This is a genomic window from Microtetraspora niveoalba (genome assembly GCF_001570405.1).
Lineage (GTDB): Bacteria > Actinomycetota > Actinomycetes > Streptosporangiales > Streptosporangiaceae > Microtetraspora > Microtetraspora niveoalba.
Window position 1 is genome coordinate 1 of sequence record NZ_BBYM01000066.1, and the last position, 18696, is coordinate 18696.

The window sequence follows — 18696 nt, forward strand, 5'->3', positions numbered from 1 at the left end:
CGGGCAGGTCCGCGTACCAGTCATAGAACGACAACATCGCCCCGCCGATGAGGGAGATGAACCGCGCGCCGGAGGCGTGCGAGGCCATGGACATCGCGGGGATGGGGGAGAAGCCCGCCACGCGATCGGGGCCGTGCGTCTTGATCGTGTGCACGTGCGCCGCGGCGATCATCTCCGTCGCCTCGTCCCAGCCGACCCGCACCAGCCCGCCCCGCCCCCGCACCGACTGGTAGCGATGGCGCTTCACCGGGTCCGACACGATCTCCGCCCACGCCGCGACCGGATCCCCCAACCGGGATCGCGCCTCCCGGAACATCTCCACCAGCACACCCCGCGCGTACGGGAACCGGACCCGCGTCGGCGAGTACGTGTACCAGGAGAACGCCGCCCCCCGCGGACACCCCCGCGGCTCATACTCCGGACGATCCGCCCCCACACTCGGATAATCCGTCTGCTGGGTCTCCCACGTGATGATCCCGTCCTTGACGTACACCTTCCACGAACACGACCCCGTGCAGTTCACCCCATGCGTCGAACGCACCACCTTGTCATGACTCCACCGATCCCGATAGAACGCGTCCCCCCGCCGTCCGCCGATCTGGTGCAGCGTCCGCAGGTCGCCGGACGGCTCGCCCCGGTGCAGGTGCCGGCCCAACCGCAGCAGGGCGTCGTCGATGGGGCCGTCCATGCCCGCCATGTGTCACTCCTCTTGATTGCTTCGTATCTGTAGATGGCTGATCCGCGCCCGGACGCTCGCGCCCCGGGCGATCTCCGCTGTGCCGCCGGCTACGGCTGGCCCGCCACACGCAGGACGAACCAGCTGTAGACGAACGCGGCGGCCGCCACCACGGCCAGCAGCATCAGCCCGATGGCGTACGAGCCGGTGGCCTGGAAGATGAGGCCCATCACGATGGGCGGCAGGAAACCGCCGAGCCCGCCGGCCGCGCCCACGACGCCGGTCGCCGACCCCACCATGGCGGCCGGTACGGCCCGGCCGAGCAGCGCGAACACCGCGCCGTTGCCGAGGCCGAGCGCCGCCGCCATGATCAGGAAGGCGGCGGTCGCGAGCGCCATCGGGGGGATGAAGGACACGACGACCGCGCACGCGACCACGGCTCCCAGGGCCCCGCTCAGGACCGTCCGGCCGCCGATCCGGTCGGCCAGCCAGCCGCCGACGGGGCGGGTGAGGGTGGCCAGCAGCACGAACCCGGCCGCGCGGGCCGCCGCGTCGGCGGTGGTCAGCTCGTAGGCATCCTTGAGATAGAGCGGCAGATAGGACCCGAAGGCGACGAACCCGCCGAAGGTCAGCGCGTACATCGCGGCGAGCTCGCGGGTCACCCGGAGCCGGGCGGCACGGGCGAAGCGGGTCATGAACGACTCGGTCGGCCGGGCGAGCCCGGGAGCGTCACGGCCGACCGCCAGGAACGCGAGCCCGACCACGGCCAGGGCGACCGCGACGGCGAAGAACGGCGTGCGCTGACCGAAGTCGCGGGCGAGCCAGGGGGTGACGAACCCTGACACCGCCGTGCCGATGTTGCCCATGCCGAAGATCCCGAGCGCCAGGCCGCGCCGCTCCGGCGGGTACCAGGCGTTGACATAGGGGATGCCGATCGCGAAGGTCGCCCCCGTCAGGCCGAGCAGGAAGCCGCCCGCCAGCAGCAGGGGATAGTTGCCGGCGAAGGCGAGGAACACCACCGGGACGATCCCGATCAGGCTCGCGAGCCCGAAGACGACGCGGCCGCCGTAACGGTCGGTCAGCCCACCGAGGACGATCCGGCCCAGAGAGCCGACGATCACGGGGACGGCCACCAGGAACGACACCTCGAACGGCGTCAGGTGGAGCTGCTCCTTGTACGTCGGGCTGAGCGGGCTGATCAGCGCCCACGCCCAGAAGTTGACGGCGAAGGCCGCCGTCGCGAGCAACAGGGCCCGTCCCCGGCCCGTGAGTGGCAAATCCGTTTTGGATGTCGTGACCGCCGTCATTCCGACCTCAGCTCCCACAACTGGCATCTTTGATGTCAGTTTTGTGGGCGTTTACCGGCGGACATCAGGGACTTTGGTCCCCTCACGACGGCGTAAAGTCCCGGTGGATCCCCGCGGCCGGTTCTCAGGTCGCGGGAAGCGCGGCGGCCAGCACGATGATCCCGACCGAGCCGACCAGGGCGGCCACCGCCATCGTGCGGGCCAGGCCGGGCAGCCCCTTGGACGAGGCCAGGCCGTGCGCGCCCGCGGCGGCCATGACGGCGCAGAAGAGCGCCAGCTTGGCCACCAGGATGCGCCCGTAGCCCGGCTCGGCGAGCGAGGCCCAGGTGACACCCTTGTGCCAGGCCATGGCCACACCGGTGCCGATCTGGACCGGCAGGAACACCGCGGCGGTGAACACGCCGAAACGGCGGCCCACCGCGTTCAGCACGACCGCGCGTCGCTCCGGGTCCAGCAGGCGGCGGGCCAGCGGCAGGACGACCAGGGAGACGGTGAGCTGGCCGCCCACCCACAGGGCGGCCGACAACACGTGCAGGAAGCGGACCACCGACCACCACGTCACGGCGCACCCACCCGGAAGACGCCGTGCGCGCCGGCCTCGGCATGGCGCATGTCATGGTCCACGATCGGATAGGTCCCCGGCTCGGGGAAGCGCAGCTCCACGAACCCGCCCTGTGCGGGCGCCAGATCGAGGGCCTGCGCCCCGCCGGGATCGCCCTTCCGCAGCATGTAGGCGCCTTCCTTGTAGACCGTGTCGTACGGTACGCCGACGACGTGGAGCGAGGTGCCGTCGCCCGGTCCGGCGGCCACGGCCCAGATCCGCACCCGCTCGCCGGCCTTCGCCTCGAGCGGGGCGTGATCGTAACCGGCGGCGGTGCCGTTGAACATCCACCCGTCGGGGCGTCCCTGGTCGATCTTGTCGACCTGCGCCTGGCCGCCCGGCTCCCCAAGGTACAGCTCGCCCTGAACCAGGACGTACTCCCGATCGACGCGACCCAGGTCCGGCGGATCGACGATCACCGCGCCGTACATGCCGTTCGCGATGTGCTGCGACATCGGCATCGTCGAGCAGTGGTACAGCCAGGCCCCGGCGAATTCGGCGCGGAACCGGTAGGTCAGCCGCTCTCCCGGCTGGATCGTCCGCATCGGCCGGTCGGGGGCGAGCGCCCCGGCGTGGAAGTCCAGGCCGTGCCCCATCGCGGCGTCGTTGACGAACGTCACGGTGAAGACGTCGCCCACGCGGCCGCGCAGCACCGGGCCGGGGACCGTGCCGTTGAACGTCCACATCCGCTGCCGCACGCCGGGCGCGACCTCCAGCTCGGCCTCCCTCGCGTGGATCTCGATCCGGTGCTCGGTCCCTCCGGCGGCGGGCCGCAGCGTCGCGTCGTACGGTTTCCACCCGTCGGACCTCGGCGCGGTCAGGTCCAAGCGGCCCGTGCCCGTGTTTCCGCCCGTGCCCCCGGTTGTGCTCCCGCCGTCGGCCCGCCCGTGCGCGCTCGGGTCGTGGCCGCCGGTTCCCTGGTCACCGGCGCCCTGGTCGGCACTCGTGGTGGGCGGCGCGGCGGACGACGTTCCTTGGGGGACGATCCGCATGGTCATCCCGGCGGCGCGGTGCCCTACGACGGTGCACCAGCCGTCGACCGGCGTGGCGGGCATCTGGAGCGTCAGGTCGGCGCTCGCGCCCGGGTCCATCATCGGCGTGCTCTGTCCCGTGGACAGCCGCAGGTCGTGCCGCTGGCCGTCCCTGTTCGTGACGCGCAGGGTCAGGCGGGTGCCCGGGGGAGCCTCGATCGTGCTCGGCCGGATTCGCATCCCCACCAGGGTCACCTCGACCGTACGGGCCGCGCCCGACACTCCGGCGGCACCCGTCCCGATCGTTCCCGGCCCTTCGCCGGGCCCTGCTGCGGGCGCGCCCGTGACCGCCACGACGACCGCCGCGGCGGTCAGGACGCAGCCGACGAGCACCCCGGCGACCGCCGGCACCGCCGGCCGGTCCGCGAGCACCGGCCCGAGCACGACGGCCAGGGACAGCACCACGAACGCCGCGACGGAGCCGAGCAACAACGCCCAGCCGAGCAGCCGCAACGGCCCCGGCACCGGGAGCACGAGCAGCGGGACCGCGAGGTTGGCGGCGGCGAACCGGGCCCGCCAGCCGCGTTCGAGCAGCGCGGCGTTCTCCTTGAGCCGGGCGGGACCGCCGCCCGCGATCGCGGGCAGGAGATGCCCGAGGGAGCCGAGCAGCGTCTGCGCGACGAACCCGGCGAGCACCAGCGGCAACAGCGTCTCCAGCGCCCGCGCCGCCTCCGCGGCCGGACGCACCGCCACCATGACGAGGTCCGTGACGAGCGCGACTTCGAACCAGGCGACTCCCGCTGCCAGCGTCCAGCCCGCGGGTGTCGTGGGGCGGCGCCGCCGCAGCGTTTCCACCAGCGGGGCCAGTGCCACCGCCGCCGCGGCGGCGTACAGCGCCAGGCCGGCCACCGTCACCCATCGGGCACCGAGCAGGTGCCCGGGAACGCTCACGGCCAGGCCGGCCACCGCCAGCCGCAGTGCCGTACGGGAGGCTCTGCGGGTCAGGGGGGACACGCGCGTCCGCAGGACCGTCGGCCAGAGCGTGAACAGCGTGCCGAGCACGGCGAGGCCGATCCAGCCGAGCACGTTCACTTCGGCGTGCGCCGCGTGCAGCCGCTCGTGAGCGGTTCCGGGCGTGGCGGGAGCGATCAGCAGGCCGCCCATCAGGCCGCCCGCCGCGAGCGCCGCCCCCGCCGCCATATACCAGGGGACGACGTGGGCGAACGGCCCGGGCAGTGCCCGGCGGCGCGACCGGACCAGGACGGCGGTGTGCCAGATCACGACCGCGACGATCACCGCCGCTCCTGCGGCCGCCATCCACCACGGGCCGAGCGTGGCGCCGACCAGGACGACGGAGGTCCCCGCGTTCGCGGTGCCGAGTCGCGCCGCGCTCCACCGTGCGTCCGGGGGCCGCGCGTGCAGCAGCGTGACCGTGAAGTGTTCGCTCCAGATCAGGATCGCGCTCGTGACCGCGCCGAGCAGGAAGAGGTGGACGAGCAACCAGCGAGGTGCGGGCAGCGCCTCTCCCGCGAGGGCCGCGAGAACGGTCAGTCCGAGCCAGGCCACCACCACCGCGTTGGCCTTCAGCAACCGGCCCGCCCTGCGACCTCGCACCCCATCGGCGCCCGCCGCAGACGAGGCCGTCGAGGTGCCCGGCGCTCCCGGCGGTCTCGGCATTCCAGCCGCCGCCGGCGTCCGCGCGGCGGCTGTTCCCGCGCCCGGCGCCTGCGAAGTGCTGCCCGTTCCCGCGCGCGGGATCCCCACGGCGTCATCCGCTGCCACGGCCTGCGTCCCTGACGTGTCGCCTGTTCCCGGGACCGCCTGCCCTGGACTGCTGCCCGTTCCCGAGGCGGGGAGCGTTCCTGATGCGGCCGATGCTCCGGATGGGCGTCCGGGGTCGGTCGGCACATCGGCCGAGGTCATGGTTCGGGCCTTCCTGCCGCAGGGGGCGCGGCGGCGTCTCGATCCGAAGGTGCCCGCCGCGCTCGGCGCGCTCCCATGCTGACACGCGTGCCATCGCCCTCCCGAAGGACCTTCAGCCCTGATCTCCGGGACCATCGGCCGTTCTTCCGCCGGATCCAGAGCACGGCCCGGGCGACGGGCCGCCGCCAAGACGGTCATGGTGCCACCCGCCCGCCCCTCCGGGCACGGGGAAATGCGCTCGGCCGAGTGCTCGCAGGGGGACGGACGCCCAGGTTGAGTGACAACGGAACGGCCAGTGGCGGTGGTGGGCCGCACCCCGCCGGGGCTTACGTCGAGGCCGCCCAGCGCATCTCCGTCCACGATTCCACCGCTGCCTACGGCTAGTGCGCCACTAGGATCTTGGAATGCCCTTCCGTGCCGTGATCTTCGACTTCTTCGGCACGCTCACGCCGAGCACGCCATCACACGTGTGGGACGAACACGCCGCGCGAAGTGCGGCGGAGTTGGGAATCCCCGCACAGGACTGGCGTGCGGCCCTGGACGCCTCCTTCCCGGAGCGGGCGGTCGGAAGTCTGGGAGATCTGCGGGCCACCTTCCGTACGCTCGCCGGGCGCTGCGGGGCCGAGGTCGGCGAGACCATGCTGGCCGCCGCCTGCGCCGCTCGCCTCGCGGCACAACGCGAGCTGTTCATCCTGCGCGAGGACGCCGTACCGACCTTGACCGCGCTCCGCGCCGAGGGACTGCGGGTGGGCGTTCTCAGCGACTGCACCGTGGAGCTTTCCGAGGCCTGGCCGTCGTTGCCGCTGTCCGCCCTGGTCGACGCGGCGGTGCTGTCGTGCGAGGTCGGCCGGAGGAAGCCGGACCCGGAACTGTTCGACTTGGCCGCCCGGCGGCTGGACGTCACTCCTCAGGAATGCCTGTACATCGGCGACGGGGGAGGCCGGGAGCTCACCGGCGCGTCCGCCTGCGGCATGCGAGCCGTCATGCTGCGCGCCGACGACTGGTGGGACAACTACGCTCACAGCCGGGAGGACGACTGGCCCGGACCGTACCTCTCCTCCTTGAAGGAAGCCCTCGGTCTCGTGGTCGGCGGCTCGGCCGTGATGCCGTAGGCCAGGGGGCACGGTGCCGAGGTCACGGTGCCGAGGTCCCCCTCGGGAAGGTGGCGCAGTCACGGCGGGCGCCCGCGACGGGATCGCATCCGGCAGGCCCGAGACTCCGCTCCGCCTCCCGGCCCTCTGGAGGAGACCGACAATGTGGATGGATCCAGGCGCCGCATGCGACCATCGCGCTGGCGTGGAAACGTTCTGCGAGAGGGAGGACGCGTGACAGTGGCACGAGTACTGGTGATCGGTCTCGACCCCGCAAAGATCGAGGGCTGGGACCCGGAGCCGGTCCAGGCGGCGATAGCACGCGGTCAGGCCCGTTTCGGCGATCACGGTATCGAAGCGGACTGGTGCCTGGTGGCACTCGACGAGAACCCCGAAGGAGCGGTCGCGGAGGCGCTGACCCGCGAAGACTACGTCTGCGTGGTGATCGGGGGCGGCATCCGCAAGCACGAGCCGTTGCTCGAATTCTTCGAGAGGGTGATCAACCTGGTCCGGCAGCACGCGCCCGACGCAGCCATCGCCTTCAACAGCAGCCCCGAGGACTGCGCCGACGCGGCTCTGCGGTGGCTGCGCTAGGAGGAGCGGGCGCTCTTGTCGGCGCAGTGGCTCGACGTGGTCAGCCGCTCTGCGTCGCCGTGCAGGGGTGCCGCCAAAGAGTCTGCGATGAGCCGCCGAACCTGGCCTTAGGCCACCGACAGCGATCCTCCTGACGGTCGCTGATCACCGTTGACAGTTATGCCCTGCCGGTTTTTGCCCGATCGGCGTGGCTCACGTGCATGAGCGAGCGCAGTTCGGCGGTGTCGATGATGTGGGCCATTCTCGGGAAAACGCTGGTCATCAGGGTTTGGTGGACTCGCGGGTCCGGGTCGGTGACGCCGTCGGAGAGGACGTAGAGCTGGTAGTCGCGGTCGGCGGCGTCGGTGACGGTGGACAGTACGACGCCGCTGGTGGTGATGCCGGCGATGACCAGGGTGGTGATTCCGCGATCCCGCAGTTGCCGGTCGAGGTCTGTGGTGGACAGGGCGCCATAGCGGGTCTTGCGGACGGTGATGTCGCCGGGCTCGGGAGCGAGTTGATGGTGGAAGGCGGTGTCGGGTTCCTCGTGGTGCATGAGGCGCTGCCGGCCGAGGAAGGAGAACGTCCTGTTGGCCGGTGGGATCGCCGTCCAGTCGGCTTCGGTGAAGCCGACTCGCACGTAGGCGATGGTGGCGCCGTGCGCTCGCATGTCGGCGATGGCGCCGGCCACCCGTGACAGCAGGGCTTCCGGGTCGGCCAGGCCAGGGAGCGAGGTCAGGATTCCCTGTTGGTAATCCATGATGAGCAGTGCGGTCGTCCGGGGGTTCAGTGCCGGGGGCGTGACGGTCATTTTCTCTCCTTGGGTGATGAGGGGCGCCCTGACCCGCGGGATCGCGCGCCGGGGCCGACTACAGGTTGGGCACGTGAGCCACGGTGTGCCGCGCCGCGGCCCCCACCGGCCACGGCGGAGGCCGTGGTGCCCATCTCCGAGGTGTACGCGGAGGGGCGGACCGCTCCGAAGAGGGCAGCGCACCCCGGTCGCGATGATGGCCGTGGTGGCCCGTCAGGCGCGGCTCGGTGCCGGCTCCGGCTCGGCGAGGGGCGCCGCGGTCCGTCGGGGGAGCAGCAGTGGGGTCGACAGCAGGAGCACGCCGGCCAGGCCGATGGCCGTACGCGGGCCGAGCAGGCCGCCCAGCACGCCCCATACGGCCGTCAGGAGCGCGGTCGAGGCCTTGGTCGTCACCGACCAGGCGGACAGGGTGCGGGTGACCCGCTCGGTCGCGGTGCGCTCGAGGCGGTAGGTGGCGGAGACGGGGTTGAAGACCCCGCAGCAGAAGATCAGCCCGAGCTCGACGCCCATCACCAGCAGCAGCCCTCCGGTCCCCGGCCCCACGAAGGCCAGCCCGAGGGGCCAGATCGCGCGCAGCACCCCGGCCACGACCAGGACCCGCTGCTGCCCGAACCGGGTGACGAGCGGCCGGGCCAGCCGCGAACCGAGCAGCCCGCCGATCGCGGGCGCGGCGAAGGCGAGACCGTACTGCCACGGTGTGAACCCGAGGTGGCCGAGCATCAGGACGGCCAGCAGCGCGTCGGTGGCCATCACCAGGCCGTTGAACACGGCGGTGTTGAAGAACAGCGGACGCAGCGTCGCGTCGGCGAGGATGTACCGCCAGCCGTCGAGCAGGTCCCCGGCCCGCATGCGCCCGGCCTGTCGGCGCTCGGGCCGCGGCTCCTGGCCGCCCGTCGCGCGGATGCCCAGGGCCGAGAGCAGGTAGCTGACCGCGTCGGCCACCACCGTCGCCACCGGACCGAGGATCCCGATCGCGGCGCCGCCCAGCGGCGGTCCGATGATCGTGGTCGTCCAGGTCGTGGACTCGAAGCGGGCGTTGGCGACGAGCAGGTCCTCGGCCGGCAGCAGCGTCTTCAGGTACGCGCCGGAGGCGGCGCGGAAGGTGATGTCGGCGGCCGCGACGACGACCGAGACCAGCAGGAGCTGGACGAAGGAGAGCACGCCGAGCGCGAACGCGGCGGGGATCGTCAGCAGCGCCGCGAACCGCACCAGGTCCGTCCCGATCAGCACCGGCCGCTTGCGGCGGAACTCCACCCACGGGCCCAGCGGCACCGCCACGGCCGCGCCCACCAACGCCCCCACGGAGGACAACGCCGCGACCTCCGCCGGCCCGGCGTCCAGCACCTGGATCGCGATCAGCGGGAACGCGCCGAAGGCGAGCCACGTGCCGAGCGCGCTGGTCCCGTACGCTCCCCAGAGCCACCCGAACTGCCGTCCCAACCGGTGCCCGCTCCGCATGCCACCACTCCTCACCACTCACTCGCACAACCAATTCGCGATCGGGAGCATCAAAGCGCGCGCTGTATCAGGTGATCAAACAACTGCAGAGGCTTGGGACACAACGATCAGTTGTACTCGTGAAGTGTGTCCGCATGGACCTCAACACCGTCCGAACCTTCGTCGCCGCCGCCGACGCGGGGCTCAACGGAAGCACCACCGGTGGAGGGCTCCGCGAATCTCTCATGATCGCTGACGACCGGCGTCCCGGAAATTTCTTCGAAGAAGTCCGGGAGGGGGTGTCGGATCGGGGTGGTGGTGTTCGTAGCAGGGGTGAGGCCGTCCGCAAGGGGCGGCGCCCAGGTGAAGGAGCGCGATCATGAAGCTGACGACCATGACTCAGGTCACCGTCGATGGAGTGATGCAGGGAAACGGCGCCGCGTCGGATGACCGCGGTAACGGATTCGAGCGCGGCGGATGGGCCCGAGGGAAGGGCGACGACGAGACCAGGGCGTTCATCACGCAGACCTACCAGCGCGCAGAGGCGTTCCTGTTCGGCCGGCGCACCTACGAGCTGTTCGCCGGCTCCTGGGGATCAATCGACCAGATGCGCGCACATCCCATCGGCGTGGCCTTGAACGAGGCCCCCAAGTACGTTGCCTCGACCACGCTCACCGCGCCGCGTTGGGAGGACACGACCGTTCTCCACGGCGGCGACCTCGCGGCGGCCATCAGTGAGCTGAAGGCCAAGCCCGGGGGTGAGCTGCAGGTGCACGGCAGTGGCGCCCTGACCCGGTGGCTGCTGGAGAACGATCTAATCGACGAGATGACTCTGATCGTGATCCCGGTGATCCTCGGCCAGGGCGCGAGACTGTTCCCGGAGACCGGCCCGGATCTTGCGCTCGACCTGGTCGAGTCGCGGGTCGACTCGAAGGGCGTGACGATCCAGGTCTACCGGCCGGCCGGGCGCCCTCAGTATGCGCCGACGGCTTGAAGTCCCTGACCACCGAACCACGCTGTCTTGACACCACAGGAGATGATTTTCCGATGCGGTACCTGGTTTCCGTGATCGATGACAAGAGCAATCCCGGCAGCACGGACAGGCGGCCTGCCATCAGCGCGTTCAACGAACGACTGATCGCCGAGGGCTACTGGGTTTTCGCGGGCGGACTCGCCTCCCCCGACACGGCCACCGTCATCGACAACCGGGGCGAGCAGGCGGTGTTCAGCGACGGGCCTTTCGTGGAGTCGAAGGAGTACCTCGCCGGCGTCTGGGTGTGGGAGGCCCCCGATCTGGATGTGGCGCTCAAGCTCGCCGCCGAGGCGTCGAAGGTCTGCGATCGGAAGGTCGAGGTGCGGCCGTTCCAGTGAGCGACGTCGAGGAGGCGATCACCAGGGCCCACCACGAGGAGTGGGTCCGGGTGGTCGCCGCCCTGACCAGGCGTTTCGGTGACCTCGACATCGCCGAGGAGGCGGCCGCCGAGGCGTTCGCGACCGCCGTCGAGCGGTGGCCGGCCGACGGCGTACCGCCCAACCCCGGCGCCTGGCTGACCACCACCGCCAACCGCAAGGCCATCGACCGGATCCGGCGCGAGAGCAAGCGCGATGACAAGCACAAGGAGGCTCAGACGGTGTACGACGACGACCCGCCCGAGCCTCCCGGCGCCATCGACGACGAACGGCTCCGGCTGATCTTCACCTGCTGTCACCCGGCGCTGGCGATGGAGACCCGCGTGGCGCTGACGCTGCGCATGGTCGGCGGTCTGACCGTGCCCGAGATCGCCCGCGCCTTCCTGGCGGCCGAGAGTGCCATAGGTCAGCGGATCACCCGCGCGAAGGCCAAGATCAAGGCGGCTCGCATCCCCTATCGCGTGCCGGCCGCCGAGGATCTCCCGGCACGCGTCACCGGCGTGCTCGCGGTCCTGTACCTCGTCTTCAACGAGGGATACCTCGCGACCGGCCCCGACACCGATCCCGTACGTCACGACCTGACAGCCGAGGCGATCCGGCTCACCCGCCTGATCCGCACGCTCCTGCCGCAGGACGGAGAAGTGGCCGGGCTGCTGGCGCTGATGTTGCTCACCGAGGCCCGCCGCACCGCCCGGGTCTCGGCCGGCGGCGAACTGGTCGCTTTCAACGAGCAGGACCGTGGGGCCTGGGACGCGGCGCTGATCGCCGAGGGTCACCGACTGGTGCGCGAGCGCCTCGCCGCTGCCGCCGCCGGGGTGGCTCCGGGCCGCTACCAGATCCTCGCCGCGATCAACGCCGTGCACACCTCCGCCCTCGACGTCCGTGACACCGACTGGTCGCAGGTCCTCGCCCTCTACGACCAGCTCGTCCGCCTCGACCCCTCGCCGATCATCGCCCTCAACCGGGCCATCGCCGTGGCCGAGCTCGACGGCCCGCAGGTGGCACTGGCCATCGTTGACCGCCTCGCCGACGCGTTGGCCGGCTATCACGCCTACCACGCCACCCGCGCCGACCTGCTGCGCCGGCTGGGCCGAAGTCAGCAGTCACGCGCGGCCTACGACCGGGCCATCGAGCTGGCCGGCAACACCGGCGAGACCGCCTACCTCACCCGCCGCCGCGACCAACTGCCGTAGCGTCCGCGCTTGAAGAGCGCGCTTGATACCGTACGCGATCAGTCGTCGTCGGCCTCGTTACGGTCGGCGGCCTGCTGCGCCCGGTCGTCGAAGCCGCTCTGTGGCGGTCGCCGAATCCGGGGCTTCCCGTACGGCGCCGGGCCGCGCAATGCTGCTCCACCGGCTCCGGCGACGCGCGGCTGGTCATCGTGCGGGTCCGATGACGTCGTCGCCGAAGACGGCCGCGAGGGCTTTGCCGATCAGGCGGGGCAGATCGGTCCGCCCGTCGTCCTCGGCCCAGCGCACCATCGCCGTGTGCAGGGCGGCCAGGCAGGCGCTGGCCGCCGCCTGGGCCTGGAACGCCGCGTCGGGATCGGTGGCATCGTCGTCCAGGGCGCCGACGATGGCCTGCTGGAGGGCGTACTGGTTGTCCAGGTGCCTGGCCCGCAGCGCGGGCGTGGAGATCATGAGCTGAAGGCGGACGAGCAGGAACTGCCGGTCCGCCGCCACGTCGTCGCCGGTCAGGGCTGCGGCCGCGTCAACGAGCGCGCCGCCGATGCGGCGGACCAGAGGCTGGCCGGCGGGTGAGGCGGCGATCCGCTCGGCGATGAGCTCGCCGTGCTGGTCGGCCAGCACGAGATCTTCCTTGGTGGGGAAGTGCCGGTAGACGGTCATGGGCGATACGCCGGCCGCCTCGGCGACGTCGTTCATGGTCGTGGCGTCGTAGCCGCGCTCGCCGAACAGCCGTATCGCGTGTGCCTGGATCGTGCGCTGCGTCTGGGCTCGTCGTCGCGCTCGCAGGGTTGAGTGCCGCTCAGTCATGTGGTAGACACTACCAGCATGATAGTGACTACCAAACAGGTAGTCCCTACCAGTCAGGAGTGTTGGACATGAACGATCTGACCGGCAAGACGGCCCTGGTGACCGGAGCCTCGCGCGGCATCGGCCAGGCGATCGCGACCCGGCTGGCAGCCAAGGGAGCGATGGTGATCGTGCATTACGGCAGGGACGAGGACGGCGCGACGGCGACGGTCCGCGAGATCGAGCGCGTAGGCGGCATCGCCCTCGCCGTCCAGGCGGAACTGGGCGTCGACGGCGACGTCGACAAGCTCTTCGCCGGAATCGAGGTGGGCCTGGCCGGACGGCCCCTCGACATCGTCGTCAACAACGCGGCAGCTCAGCCCACCGGCCCGCTCGGCGCCACGACCCGGGCCGAGTTCGACCACCTCTTCGCGGTGAACGTACGGGCGCCGTACTTCATCATCCAGCGAGCACTGCCCCTGCTGCGCGACGGCGGCCGCATCATCACGATCTCCTCCGTCGCGACCCGCATGGCCAACCCCGCCCAGACGTCCTTCGCCATGACCAAGGGCGCGATCGAGACGATGAGCCTGACCCTGGCCAACGAACTCGGAGTCAGGGGAATCACCGTGAACGCGGTCGCGCCCGGCGCCACCCGGACGCCCGCCAACGCGGCCGTCTTCGAAGCACCTGGCCTGGCCGCGTTCATCGCCGGATCGACGGCTCTCGACCGCCTCGGCGACGCCGGCGACATCGCCGACGTGGTCGCGTTCCTCGCCTCCGACGCCGCCCGCTGGATCACCGGCCAGGTCATCGACGCCAGCGGCGGCCTGTTCCTGGGACCGCGCACATGACGCGAACCCCTGTCGGCGGTCCCCGTGCCGCGCGACGTGCAGGGAGTTGATGGCGTTCCCGAGGGCGGCGGCCCCAGCCTGACAACGCGGCAGTCCCCCGATCAGCGTCCGGGCTGTGCCGGCTCCCCGGACGCGGCCGGGGCGGCGTCGCGCCGTCTCGGCAGCGCGGCCGCCAGGAGAGCGACGGCGGCCAGCACCACGGCGATGGCGGCGAAGGCCTGCCCGTAGCCGGCCGCCAGCTCCGGGGCCCGGGCCGGGCCGGTGAGTTCGCCGTCCTGCCCCGCCGACAGTGCGACCAGGGCGGCCAGGCCGAGCGCGCCACCGATCTGCTTGGCGGTGTTCATCAGCCCGGAGGCCGCCCCCGCCTCGGCCGGGGCGACGCCCGAGGTGACGGTAACGGTCAGCGGGGTGTTCAGCAGGCCGCCACCGAGCGAGATCAGCACGGCTGGGCCGAGGACGGCCGTCAGGTAGTCCGCGCCCGGCGCGACGCGGCTCTGCCACCAGAAGCCGGCCGCCCCGACCAGCGCCCCGGTGACGATGAGCACGCGATCGTCGGTACGGCGCATCAGCCACGGAGTCAGGCGCAGGCCAACGAGCAGGGTCAGCAGGGTGTGCGGCAGGAATGCCAGCCCGGTCTGCAGCGGCCCGTAGCCCAGGACATCCTGCAGGGACAGGGTCAGGAAGTACCACATCGGGTTCAGGCAAGCCCCGGCCAGCAGCATCGTCACATTGCCCAGCCAGATCGGCCGCGGCCGCAGCAGCCAGGGCGGGATCAGCGGCGCCCGCGCCACTCGCACCTCGACCAGCGCGAACAGCCCCAGCAGGACGACCCCGGCCAACGCGACGGCGACCGCGCCGGGCAGTCCACCCGACAGACCATAGGCCAGCGCGGCCAGCCCGGCAGTGGACAGCACCGCACCGAGCACGTCCAGCCGCCGCCCGCCGCGCCGGTCGGGACCGAGAGCCGGCCGGCGGGCCACCGCCAGGCAGGCCAGCCCGATCGGCACGTTGATCAGGAGGATCCAGCGCCAGGACAGGTACTCCGTCAGCGCCCCGCCGATCAGGTTGCCCGCCGTACCGCCCGCCAGACTCACCGCTGTCCAGACCGCGATCGCGCGGGTGCGCCGCGGCCCCTCGGGAAAGACGGACGTCAAGATCGTGAGCGTGGCCGGGGCCAGCACCGCCGCCCCCACCCCCTGACCGGCCCGGGCCGCGATCAGCCAACCCGGCGCATTCGCCAGCCCGCCGGCCAGGCTCGCGGCGGTGAACACCACCAGGCCCGCGGTGAAGACGCGCCGGTGCCCGTACACATCGGCCAGCCGCCCGCCGAGCAGCAGCAGCCCACCGAAACTCAGTGCGTAGGCATTGCCCACCCACGCCAGATGCCGGGAGTCGAAGCCGAGCGCGTCCTGGATGGACGGCAGTGCGACGTTCACCACCGACACGTCCAGCACCACCATGAACTGCGCGGCGCACAACAGCGCCAACACGACCGACATCGGCCCCTCCCCGGCTATACCAATGCGATCACATCGCGTTACTGCGCCCTAGCATATAATCCGATGTGAACACATTGGAAAACTTGGAGGGGTCATGGGCCGGGGACCGGGAGCGCACCACGCGCAGCGCCGTGCGGAGATCGCCGACGCGGTGCTCGCCATCGTCGCCGAGCGCGGCCTCGCCGCCGTTTCCCTGACCGAGGTGGCCGCTCAGGCGGGCATCTCACCCGGCCGCGTGCAGCACTACTTCCCGGCCAAGCGGCAGCTCCTGGAGGCCGCCTTCGAACGCGGCAACGAACTGTCCAGCGCCCGCATCAGGGCCGAAGCCGGCGCCGACCTGCAGGCCGCCGAGCCGCGCCTGGTGCTCACCACGGTGCTGGGCGAGCTCATCCCCTACGACGCCGCCACCGAGGCGCACATGCGCGTCCGGCAGTCGTTTCATGCCTTCGCCTTCGCCGAGGAGGCCATCGCGGCCCGGCTGCGCCTCCTGTACGCCGACTTTCACCGCCAGATGGCCGACCTCATCGCCCGCGACCAGCACTCCGGTCGCATCCCCGCCGCACTCGACCCTCACGACACGGCACTCGCCCTGGTGGCGCTGGCCGAAGGGCTGGCCGCCTACGTACTCACCGGTGTCACCTCCGCGACCACCGCCCGTGAGCAGATGCTGGCGGCCGTCGCTGTCCTCTACCGCTGAGTCATCGGCAAGGGCGCGAGCGCGTCGGGCGGGCGCCAGCAGCGGGGGCTGCGCTGAGAGTCGTTTGCGTCATGTGGGATCGCGGAGCGGACGTGCGACCAGGTCCTCCCGGAGGCCCTGGTCGGCGGATCCCGTCTGCGCCGATGCCGTCGAGAATGCGCTCGCGCCCGAAGGCGAACTGCTCGGTGAAGCTCTGGTCAGGCGCCTCGACGACCCCTCTGGCGAAGCGGGGTAGGTGCCGCTCTCGACGACCTCGCGGATGTACGGCGCTGCGTCGCGAACTCGGCAAGCTGCCGTGACACGGCACCGGGCACATAGCGCCGCTGGGTCCTGGGCGCCGGACTGGACAAACACCGCGGGGGCGGACAGATGGAGGGCAGCCCAATCAGAAACTCCACTGGCACGACCGGACCTTGGCCAGACCCAGGGACCACCCGACGGGGTTTCGCCGAACCCCAGCGAACGAGCGGATCATGCACCAAACGGCCCCCCACTCGGGAAGCCGATGAGACCCCAGTAGCTCTGCGTAGTGTTCCGATCTCGCCACGCTGCGATCGCGTCACAGGCCAGAAGCGCCTAACTACAGGGCCTTGGCCTTCAGGCGAGTGGCTCCGTGACACCCGGCCCACGGAGTCTCCGTAAACCCGTTGGCGGAACACGGCGACCACTGCTACTTTGCCGGAGGCCGTGCCAGAGAACGAGGAGGTGGTACCCGTGAACGCAGTATCGACATGGGTGCTCCCCTCCGGGGTCACGGTCGGGCGATAGGTCGTCCGGGAGCGCCGTTCAGAGCACTCCCGAAAGGCACGACCATGCGATTCACCTCCGAGCAGCGCCTCGACGACGGCGTCCTCGAACGCGAATTCACCCTCGGCGAGATCCCCGGCATCCTGTGGACACCCGGATCCGCATCCGCACCGGCGCCGCTGATCCTGCTCGGCCACCCCGGCGGACTGCACAAGATGTACCCCCGACTGGCGGCCCGGGCCCGGCACTCCGCGGCGGAGGGCTTCGCCGCGGCCACCATCGAGCTCCCCGGAAGCGGTGACCGGCCCCGTTCCGCCGCCGCCGAGCAGGCCCGCGCCGACCTGCACCGGGCGCTGGAGGCCGGCGGGCCGGTCGACGAGGAGATCGTCGACCGGCTCGTCCTCCCGCTGGCCCAAAAGGCGGTCCCGGAATGGCAGGCCGCCCTGGACGCCCTCCTTTCGCTGCCCGAGATCGGCGGCCCGGTCGGGTACTCGGGGGGAGTGATCGCCATCGGGATCCGGCTGGCGGTGGTCGAGCCGCGCATCTCGGCCGCCGTTCTGTTCGCCGGAAGTTTCGTGCCTCGCACCCTGTTCGAGGAGGCCCGCCAGGTCACCATTCCGCTGCATGTCCTGCTGCAGTGGGACGACGAAGGGAACGACCGGCAGGCGGCCCTAGACCTGTTCGACGCCTTCGGCTCCAAGGAGAAGACACTGCACGCCAATATGGGCGGGCACACCGGCGTCCCGCAGTTCGCAGGGGACGCCGCTGCCCGGTTCTTCACCCGGCATCTGAGCTAGCCGCCGACCACCCCCGCCGTCAGACCGGCAGCAAACGGTAGGCGGTGCCGGCCAGGACGCCGCTCATCGAGGACAGGTCCCGGCCCTCCTCGATGGCGGTGGCCAGCAGATGCACAACCGCCCCGATCGCGGCGGTACCGACCATCGGCGGTACCGGCCGGTCGGGGCGGCGCTCGGCTATCAGCGCCTCAATCAGCTGGGCCCACGCCGTGAGGCACTCGGCCCGTACCTTGCCGAGCGCCGGGCAGGCGACCGACTCGACCACCAGCGCCCGGCCGGGCCGGGATTGGCGGCCAGCAGCCGACCGTCTGCGAACCAAGCGCAACATGGAGCACCACGCCAAATTCCACACCGGACGCTGGACACAGGCGTAGTGACAGCTACGTAGGGCTACTTGGGTCTCATCGCAGTTTCCCGAGTGGAGGGCCTAAACGACCGTGATCTTCCTCAGCGCCAACGGCTGTACCGATGTTCCCGAAGGCCGACGACGCCCGGCACCGAGCCCGACATCTTCAACGGACCTTCCTGATCAACGACGTCGGAGGGGCGGCGATGTAGGTGGACCCACTCGTTCCGCGACCACCGAGCCGCTTCGCCCGGCCGGCACGCACCGAACGCGGCCGGCGTAGTGGAAACCCCCGCCGGCCCCTTGCGCGCGCGGTGGTGTCATCCGGCTTGTAGGCGTTGGGCTCGGGGGCCGATGTAGTGAATCCCCATCGGTCTTTGCCCACCCGGTGGAGCCGGTAGTTCTGGGGGTTGCGGTAGCGGTCGCGGTTGTGGAACTGGCAGGTGGGCCCGAGGTTGCGCAGGTCGGTTGCGCCTCCGTCCGACCAGTTGGTGACGTGGTCGATCTGGCAGAGGTGGGCGGGCAGGGCGCAATCGTCGACCATGCATTTGGTGTAGCGGGCGAGGATGGCGCGGCGTTGCCTTCTGGTGGCTTGGCGGGCTTTGCGTCCGACGTCGAGGACTTCACCGTCGGAGTTCATGACCAGGCGGGTGAGGCTGGAGGTCCGGGCCAGGCGGTGGATGTCGGTGACGGGGAGGAACTGTCCGGTGGCCAGCAGCAGCCCGGGCAGGGTGCGTCCGGAGACGAGCCCGCCCGGCGTGGCCCAGTCGGCGCCCCGCCGTCCGCTCCCTCGGCGGCCATCCCGCAGGCCGCCCCGACCCCGCGTCCCCTCACCCGCATCTCGGTCGTCCCAGCCTCGGCGGCCCTCTCGGTCATCGCGGTGGTCCCGGCGCTGCCTGACGTCATTCCCGCCGTCCCGGTCGCGGTTGTCAGCGCCCCGGCCGCTGGCTCGGTCACTCCTGCGGCCGTCGTAAGCGCCTGGA

The 18696-nt window shown here is 71.4% G+C and carries 18 protein-coding genes; 8 read left to right on the top strand and 10 right to left on the bottom strand.

What is annotated here, in order from left to right; all coding sequences use genetic code 11:
• From AWQ70_RS36630 to AWQ70_RS36645, 4 genes are all read right to left on the bottom strand, one after another.
• Positions 1-697 (bottom strand): molybdopterin-dependent oxidoreductase (locus tag AWQ70_RS36630; RefSeq protein ID WP_157530895.1); only part of this gene is annotated, 697 nt, incomplete at its 3' end.
• 89 nt (positions 698-786) lie between these two features.
• Positions 787-1923: an MFS transporter gene (locus tag AWQ70_RS36635; RefSeq protein WP_245647324.1), complete on the bottom strand. Its 1137-nt coding sequence runs from the start codon at positions 1921-1923 to the stop codon at positions 787-789.
• A 184-nt stretch (positions 1924-2107) separates the two neighbouring features.
• Positions 2108-2545: a hypothetical protein gene (locus AWQ70_RS36640; RefSeq protein ID WP_067186754.1), complete on the bottom strand. Its 438-nt coding sequence runs from the start codon at positions 2543-2545 to the stop codon at positions 2108-2110.
• Complete coding sequence (locus AWQ70_RS36645) at positions 2542-5169, bottom strand: multicopper oxidase domain-containing protein (protein ID WP_067186757.1); 2628 nt, start codon at positions 5167-5169, stop codon at positions 2542-2544. Before AWQ70_RS36645 ends, AWQ70_RS36640 begins: the two co-directional genes overlap by 4 nt.
• A 713-nt stretch (positions 5170-5882) precedes the next feature.
• Here AWQ70_RS36645 and AWQ70_RS36650 point away from each other — a divergent pair.
• Complete coding sequence (locus AWQ70_RS36650; RefSeq protein WP_067186759.1) at positions 5883-6590, top strand: HAD family hydrolase; 708 nt, start codon at positions 5883-5885, stop codon at positions 6588-6590.
• Between the two features lie 213 nt (positions 6591-6803).
• The gene (locus AWQ70_RS36655; RefSeq protein WP_157530897.1) at positions 6804-7163 is read left to right on the top strand and encodes a hypothetical protein; all 360 of its coding nucleotides are present in this window, start codon (positions 6804-6806) and stop codon (positions 7161-7163) included.
• Positions 7164-7320: 157 nt separating this feature from the next.
• On the opposite strand, the gene AWQ70_RS36660 is transcribed toward AWQ70_RS36655, so the two are convergent.
• On the bottom strand, positions 7321-7953 hold the full coding sequence (locus AWQ70_RS36660; RefSeq protein ID WP_067186764.1) for a cysteine hydrolase family protein: 633 nt from the start codon (positions 7951-7953) through the stop codon (positions 7321-7323).
• 213 nt (positions 7954-8166) lie between these two features.
• The gene (locus AWQ70_RS36665) at positions 8167-9411 is read right to left on the bottom strand and encodes an MFS transporter (RefSeq protein ID WP_067186766.1); all 1245 of its coding nucleotides are present in this window, start codon (positions 9409-9411) and stop codon (positions 8167-8169) included.
• Between the two features lie 358 nt (positions 9412-9769).
• Between AWQ70_RS36665 and AWQ70_RS36670 the strand changes: the two genes are divergently transcribed.
• Genes AWQ70_RS36670 through AWQ70_RS36680 form a run of 3 tightly spaced genes read left to right on the top strand, consistent with a single transcriptional unit; the run spans position 9770 to position 11993 of the window.
• On the top strand, positions 9770-10384 hold the full coding sequence (locus AWQ70_RS36670; RefSeq protein WP_067186768.1) for a dihydrofolate reductase family protein: 615 nt from the start codon (positions 9770-9772) through the stop codon (positions 10382-10384).
• Between the two features lie 53 nt (positions 10385-10437).
• A complete protein-coding gene (locus AWQ70_RS36675) occupies positions 10438-10761 on the top strand; it encodes a YciI family protein (protein ID WP_067186770.1) in 324 nt (107 codons plus the stop codon).
• Positions 10758-11993, top strand: a complete 1236-nt coding sequence (locus tag AWQ70_RS36680) for an RNA polymerase sigma factor (RefSeq protein WP_067186772.1) — start codon at positions 10758-10760, stop codon at positions 11991-11993. Before AWQ70_RS36675 ends, AWQ70_RS36680 begins: the two co-directional genes overlap by 4 nt.
• A gap of 183 nt (positions 11994-12176) precedes the next feature.
• On the opposite strand, the gene AWQ70_RS36685 is transcribed toward AWQ70_RS36680, so the two are convergent.
• Positions 12177-12794 (bottom strand): TetR/AcrR family transcriptional regulator, encoded by a 618-nt coding sequence (locus AWQ70_RS36685; RefSeq protein ID WP_067186774.1) that lies wholly within the window; start codon positions 12792-12794, stop codon positions 12177-12179.
• A gap of 68 nt (positions 12795-12862) precedes the next feature.
• Here AWQ70_RS36685 and AWQ70_RS36690 point away from each other — a divergent pair, with 68 nt between their 5' ends.
• The gene (locus tag AWQ70_RS36690; RefSeq protein ID WP_067186777.1) at positions 12863-13627 is read left to right on the top strand and encodes an SDR family NAD(P)-dependent oxidoreductase; all 765 of its coding nucleotides are present in this window, start codon (positions 12863-12865) and stop codon (positions 13625-13627) included.
• Positions 13628-13728: 101 nt separating this feature from the next.
• On the opposite strand, the gene AWQ70_RS36695 is transcribed toward AWQ70_RS36690, so the two are convergent.
• Positions 13729-15126 carry an MFS transporter gene (locus AWQ70_RS36695; RefSeq protein ID WP_067186779.1) on the bottom strand — a complete coding sequence of 466 codons (1398 nt, stop codon included), beginning with the start codon at positions 15124-15126 and terminating at the stop codon, positions 13729-13731.
• A 94-nt stretch (positions 15127-15220) separates the two neighbouring features.
• Between AWQ70_RS36695 and AWQ70_RS36700 the strand changes: the two genes are divergently transcribed.
• Together AWQ70_RS36700 and AWQ70_RS36705 are read left to right on the top strand one after the other, a co-directional pair.
• Positions 15221-15823, top strand: a complete 603-nt coding sequence (locus AWQ70_RS36700; protein WP_067186781.1) for a TetR/AcrR family transcriptional regulator — start codon at positions 15221-15223, stop codon at positions 15821-15823.
• An 812-nt stretch (positions 15824-16635) separates the two neighbouring features.
• Complete coding sequence (locus tag AWQ70_RS36705; RefSeq protein ID WP_067186783.1) at positions 16636-17367, top strand: dienelactone hydrolase family protein; 732 nt, start codon at positions 16636-16638, stop codon at positions 17365-17367.
• A gap of 19 nt (positions 17368-17386) precedes the next feature.
• Here AWQ70_RS36705 and AWQ70_RS36710 read toward each other — a convergent pair whose 3' ends face one another.
• Together AWQ70_RS36710 and AWQ70_RS39675 are read right to left on the bottom strand one after the other, a co-directional pair.
• Positions 17387-17695, bottom strand: coding sequence for a hypothetical protein (locus AWQ70_RS36710; RefSeq protein ID WP_157530899.1), 309 nt, complete (start codon positions 17693-17695; stop codon positions 17387-17389).
• A 184-nt stretch (positions 17696-17879) separates the two neighbouring features.
• Positions 17880-18696: HNH endonuclease signature motif containing protein (locus AWQ70_RS39675; RefSeq protein ID WP_157530901.1), on the bottom strand; the 817-nt coding region annotated here is incomplete at its 5' end.

Bases quoted from the DNA above. Each gene is read 5' to 3' on its own strand.
- AWQ70_RS36700 (WP_067186781.1), top strand. From the start codon at position 15,221: ATGGGCCGGGGACCGGGAGCGCACCACGCGCAGCGCCGTGCGGAGATC.
- AWQ70_RS36685 (WP_067186774.1), bottom strand. From the start codon at position 12,794: ATGACTGAGCGGCACTCAACCCTGCGAGCGCGACGACGAGCCCAGACG.
- AWQ70_RS36650 (WP_067186759.1), top strand. From the start codon at position 5,883: ATGCCCTTCCGTGCCGTGATCTTCGACTTCTTCGGCACGCTCACGCCG.
- AWQ70_RS36690 (WP_067186777.1), top strand. From the start codon at position 12,863: ATGAACGATCTGACCGGCAAGACGGCCCTGGTGACCGGAGCCTCGCGC.
- AWQ70_RS36675 (WP_067186770.1), top strand. From the start codon at position 10,438: ATGCGGTACCTGGTTTCCGTGATCGATGACAAGAGCAATCCCGGCAGC.
- AWQ70_RS36710 (WP_157530899.1), bottom strand. From the start codon at position 17,695: ATGTTGCGCTTGGTTCGCAGACGGTCGGCTGCTGGCCGCCAATCCCGG.
- AWQ70_RS36665 (WP_067186766.1), bottom strand. From the start codon at position 9,411: ATGCGGAGCGGGCACCGGTTGGGACGGCAGTTCGGGTGGCTCTGGGGA.
- AWQ70_RS36670 (WP_067186768.1), top strand. From the start codon at position 9,770: ATGAAGCTGACGACCATGACTCAGGTCACCGTCGATGGAGTGATGCAG.
- AWQ70_RS36695 (WP_067186779.1), bottom strand. From the start codon at position 15,126: ATGTCGGTCGTGTTGGCGCTGTTGTGCGCCGCGCAGTTCATGGTGGTG.
- AWQ70_RS36705 (WP_067186783.1), top strand. From the start codon at position 16,636: ATGCGATTCACCTCCGAGCAGCGCCTCGACGACGGCGTCCTCGAACGC.
- AWQ70_RS36660 (WP_067186764.1), bottom strand. From the start codon at position 7,953: ATGACCGTCACGCCCCCGGCACTGAACCCCCGGACGACCGCACTGCTC.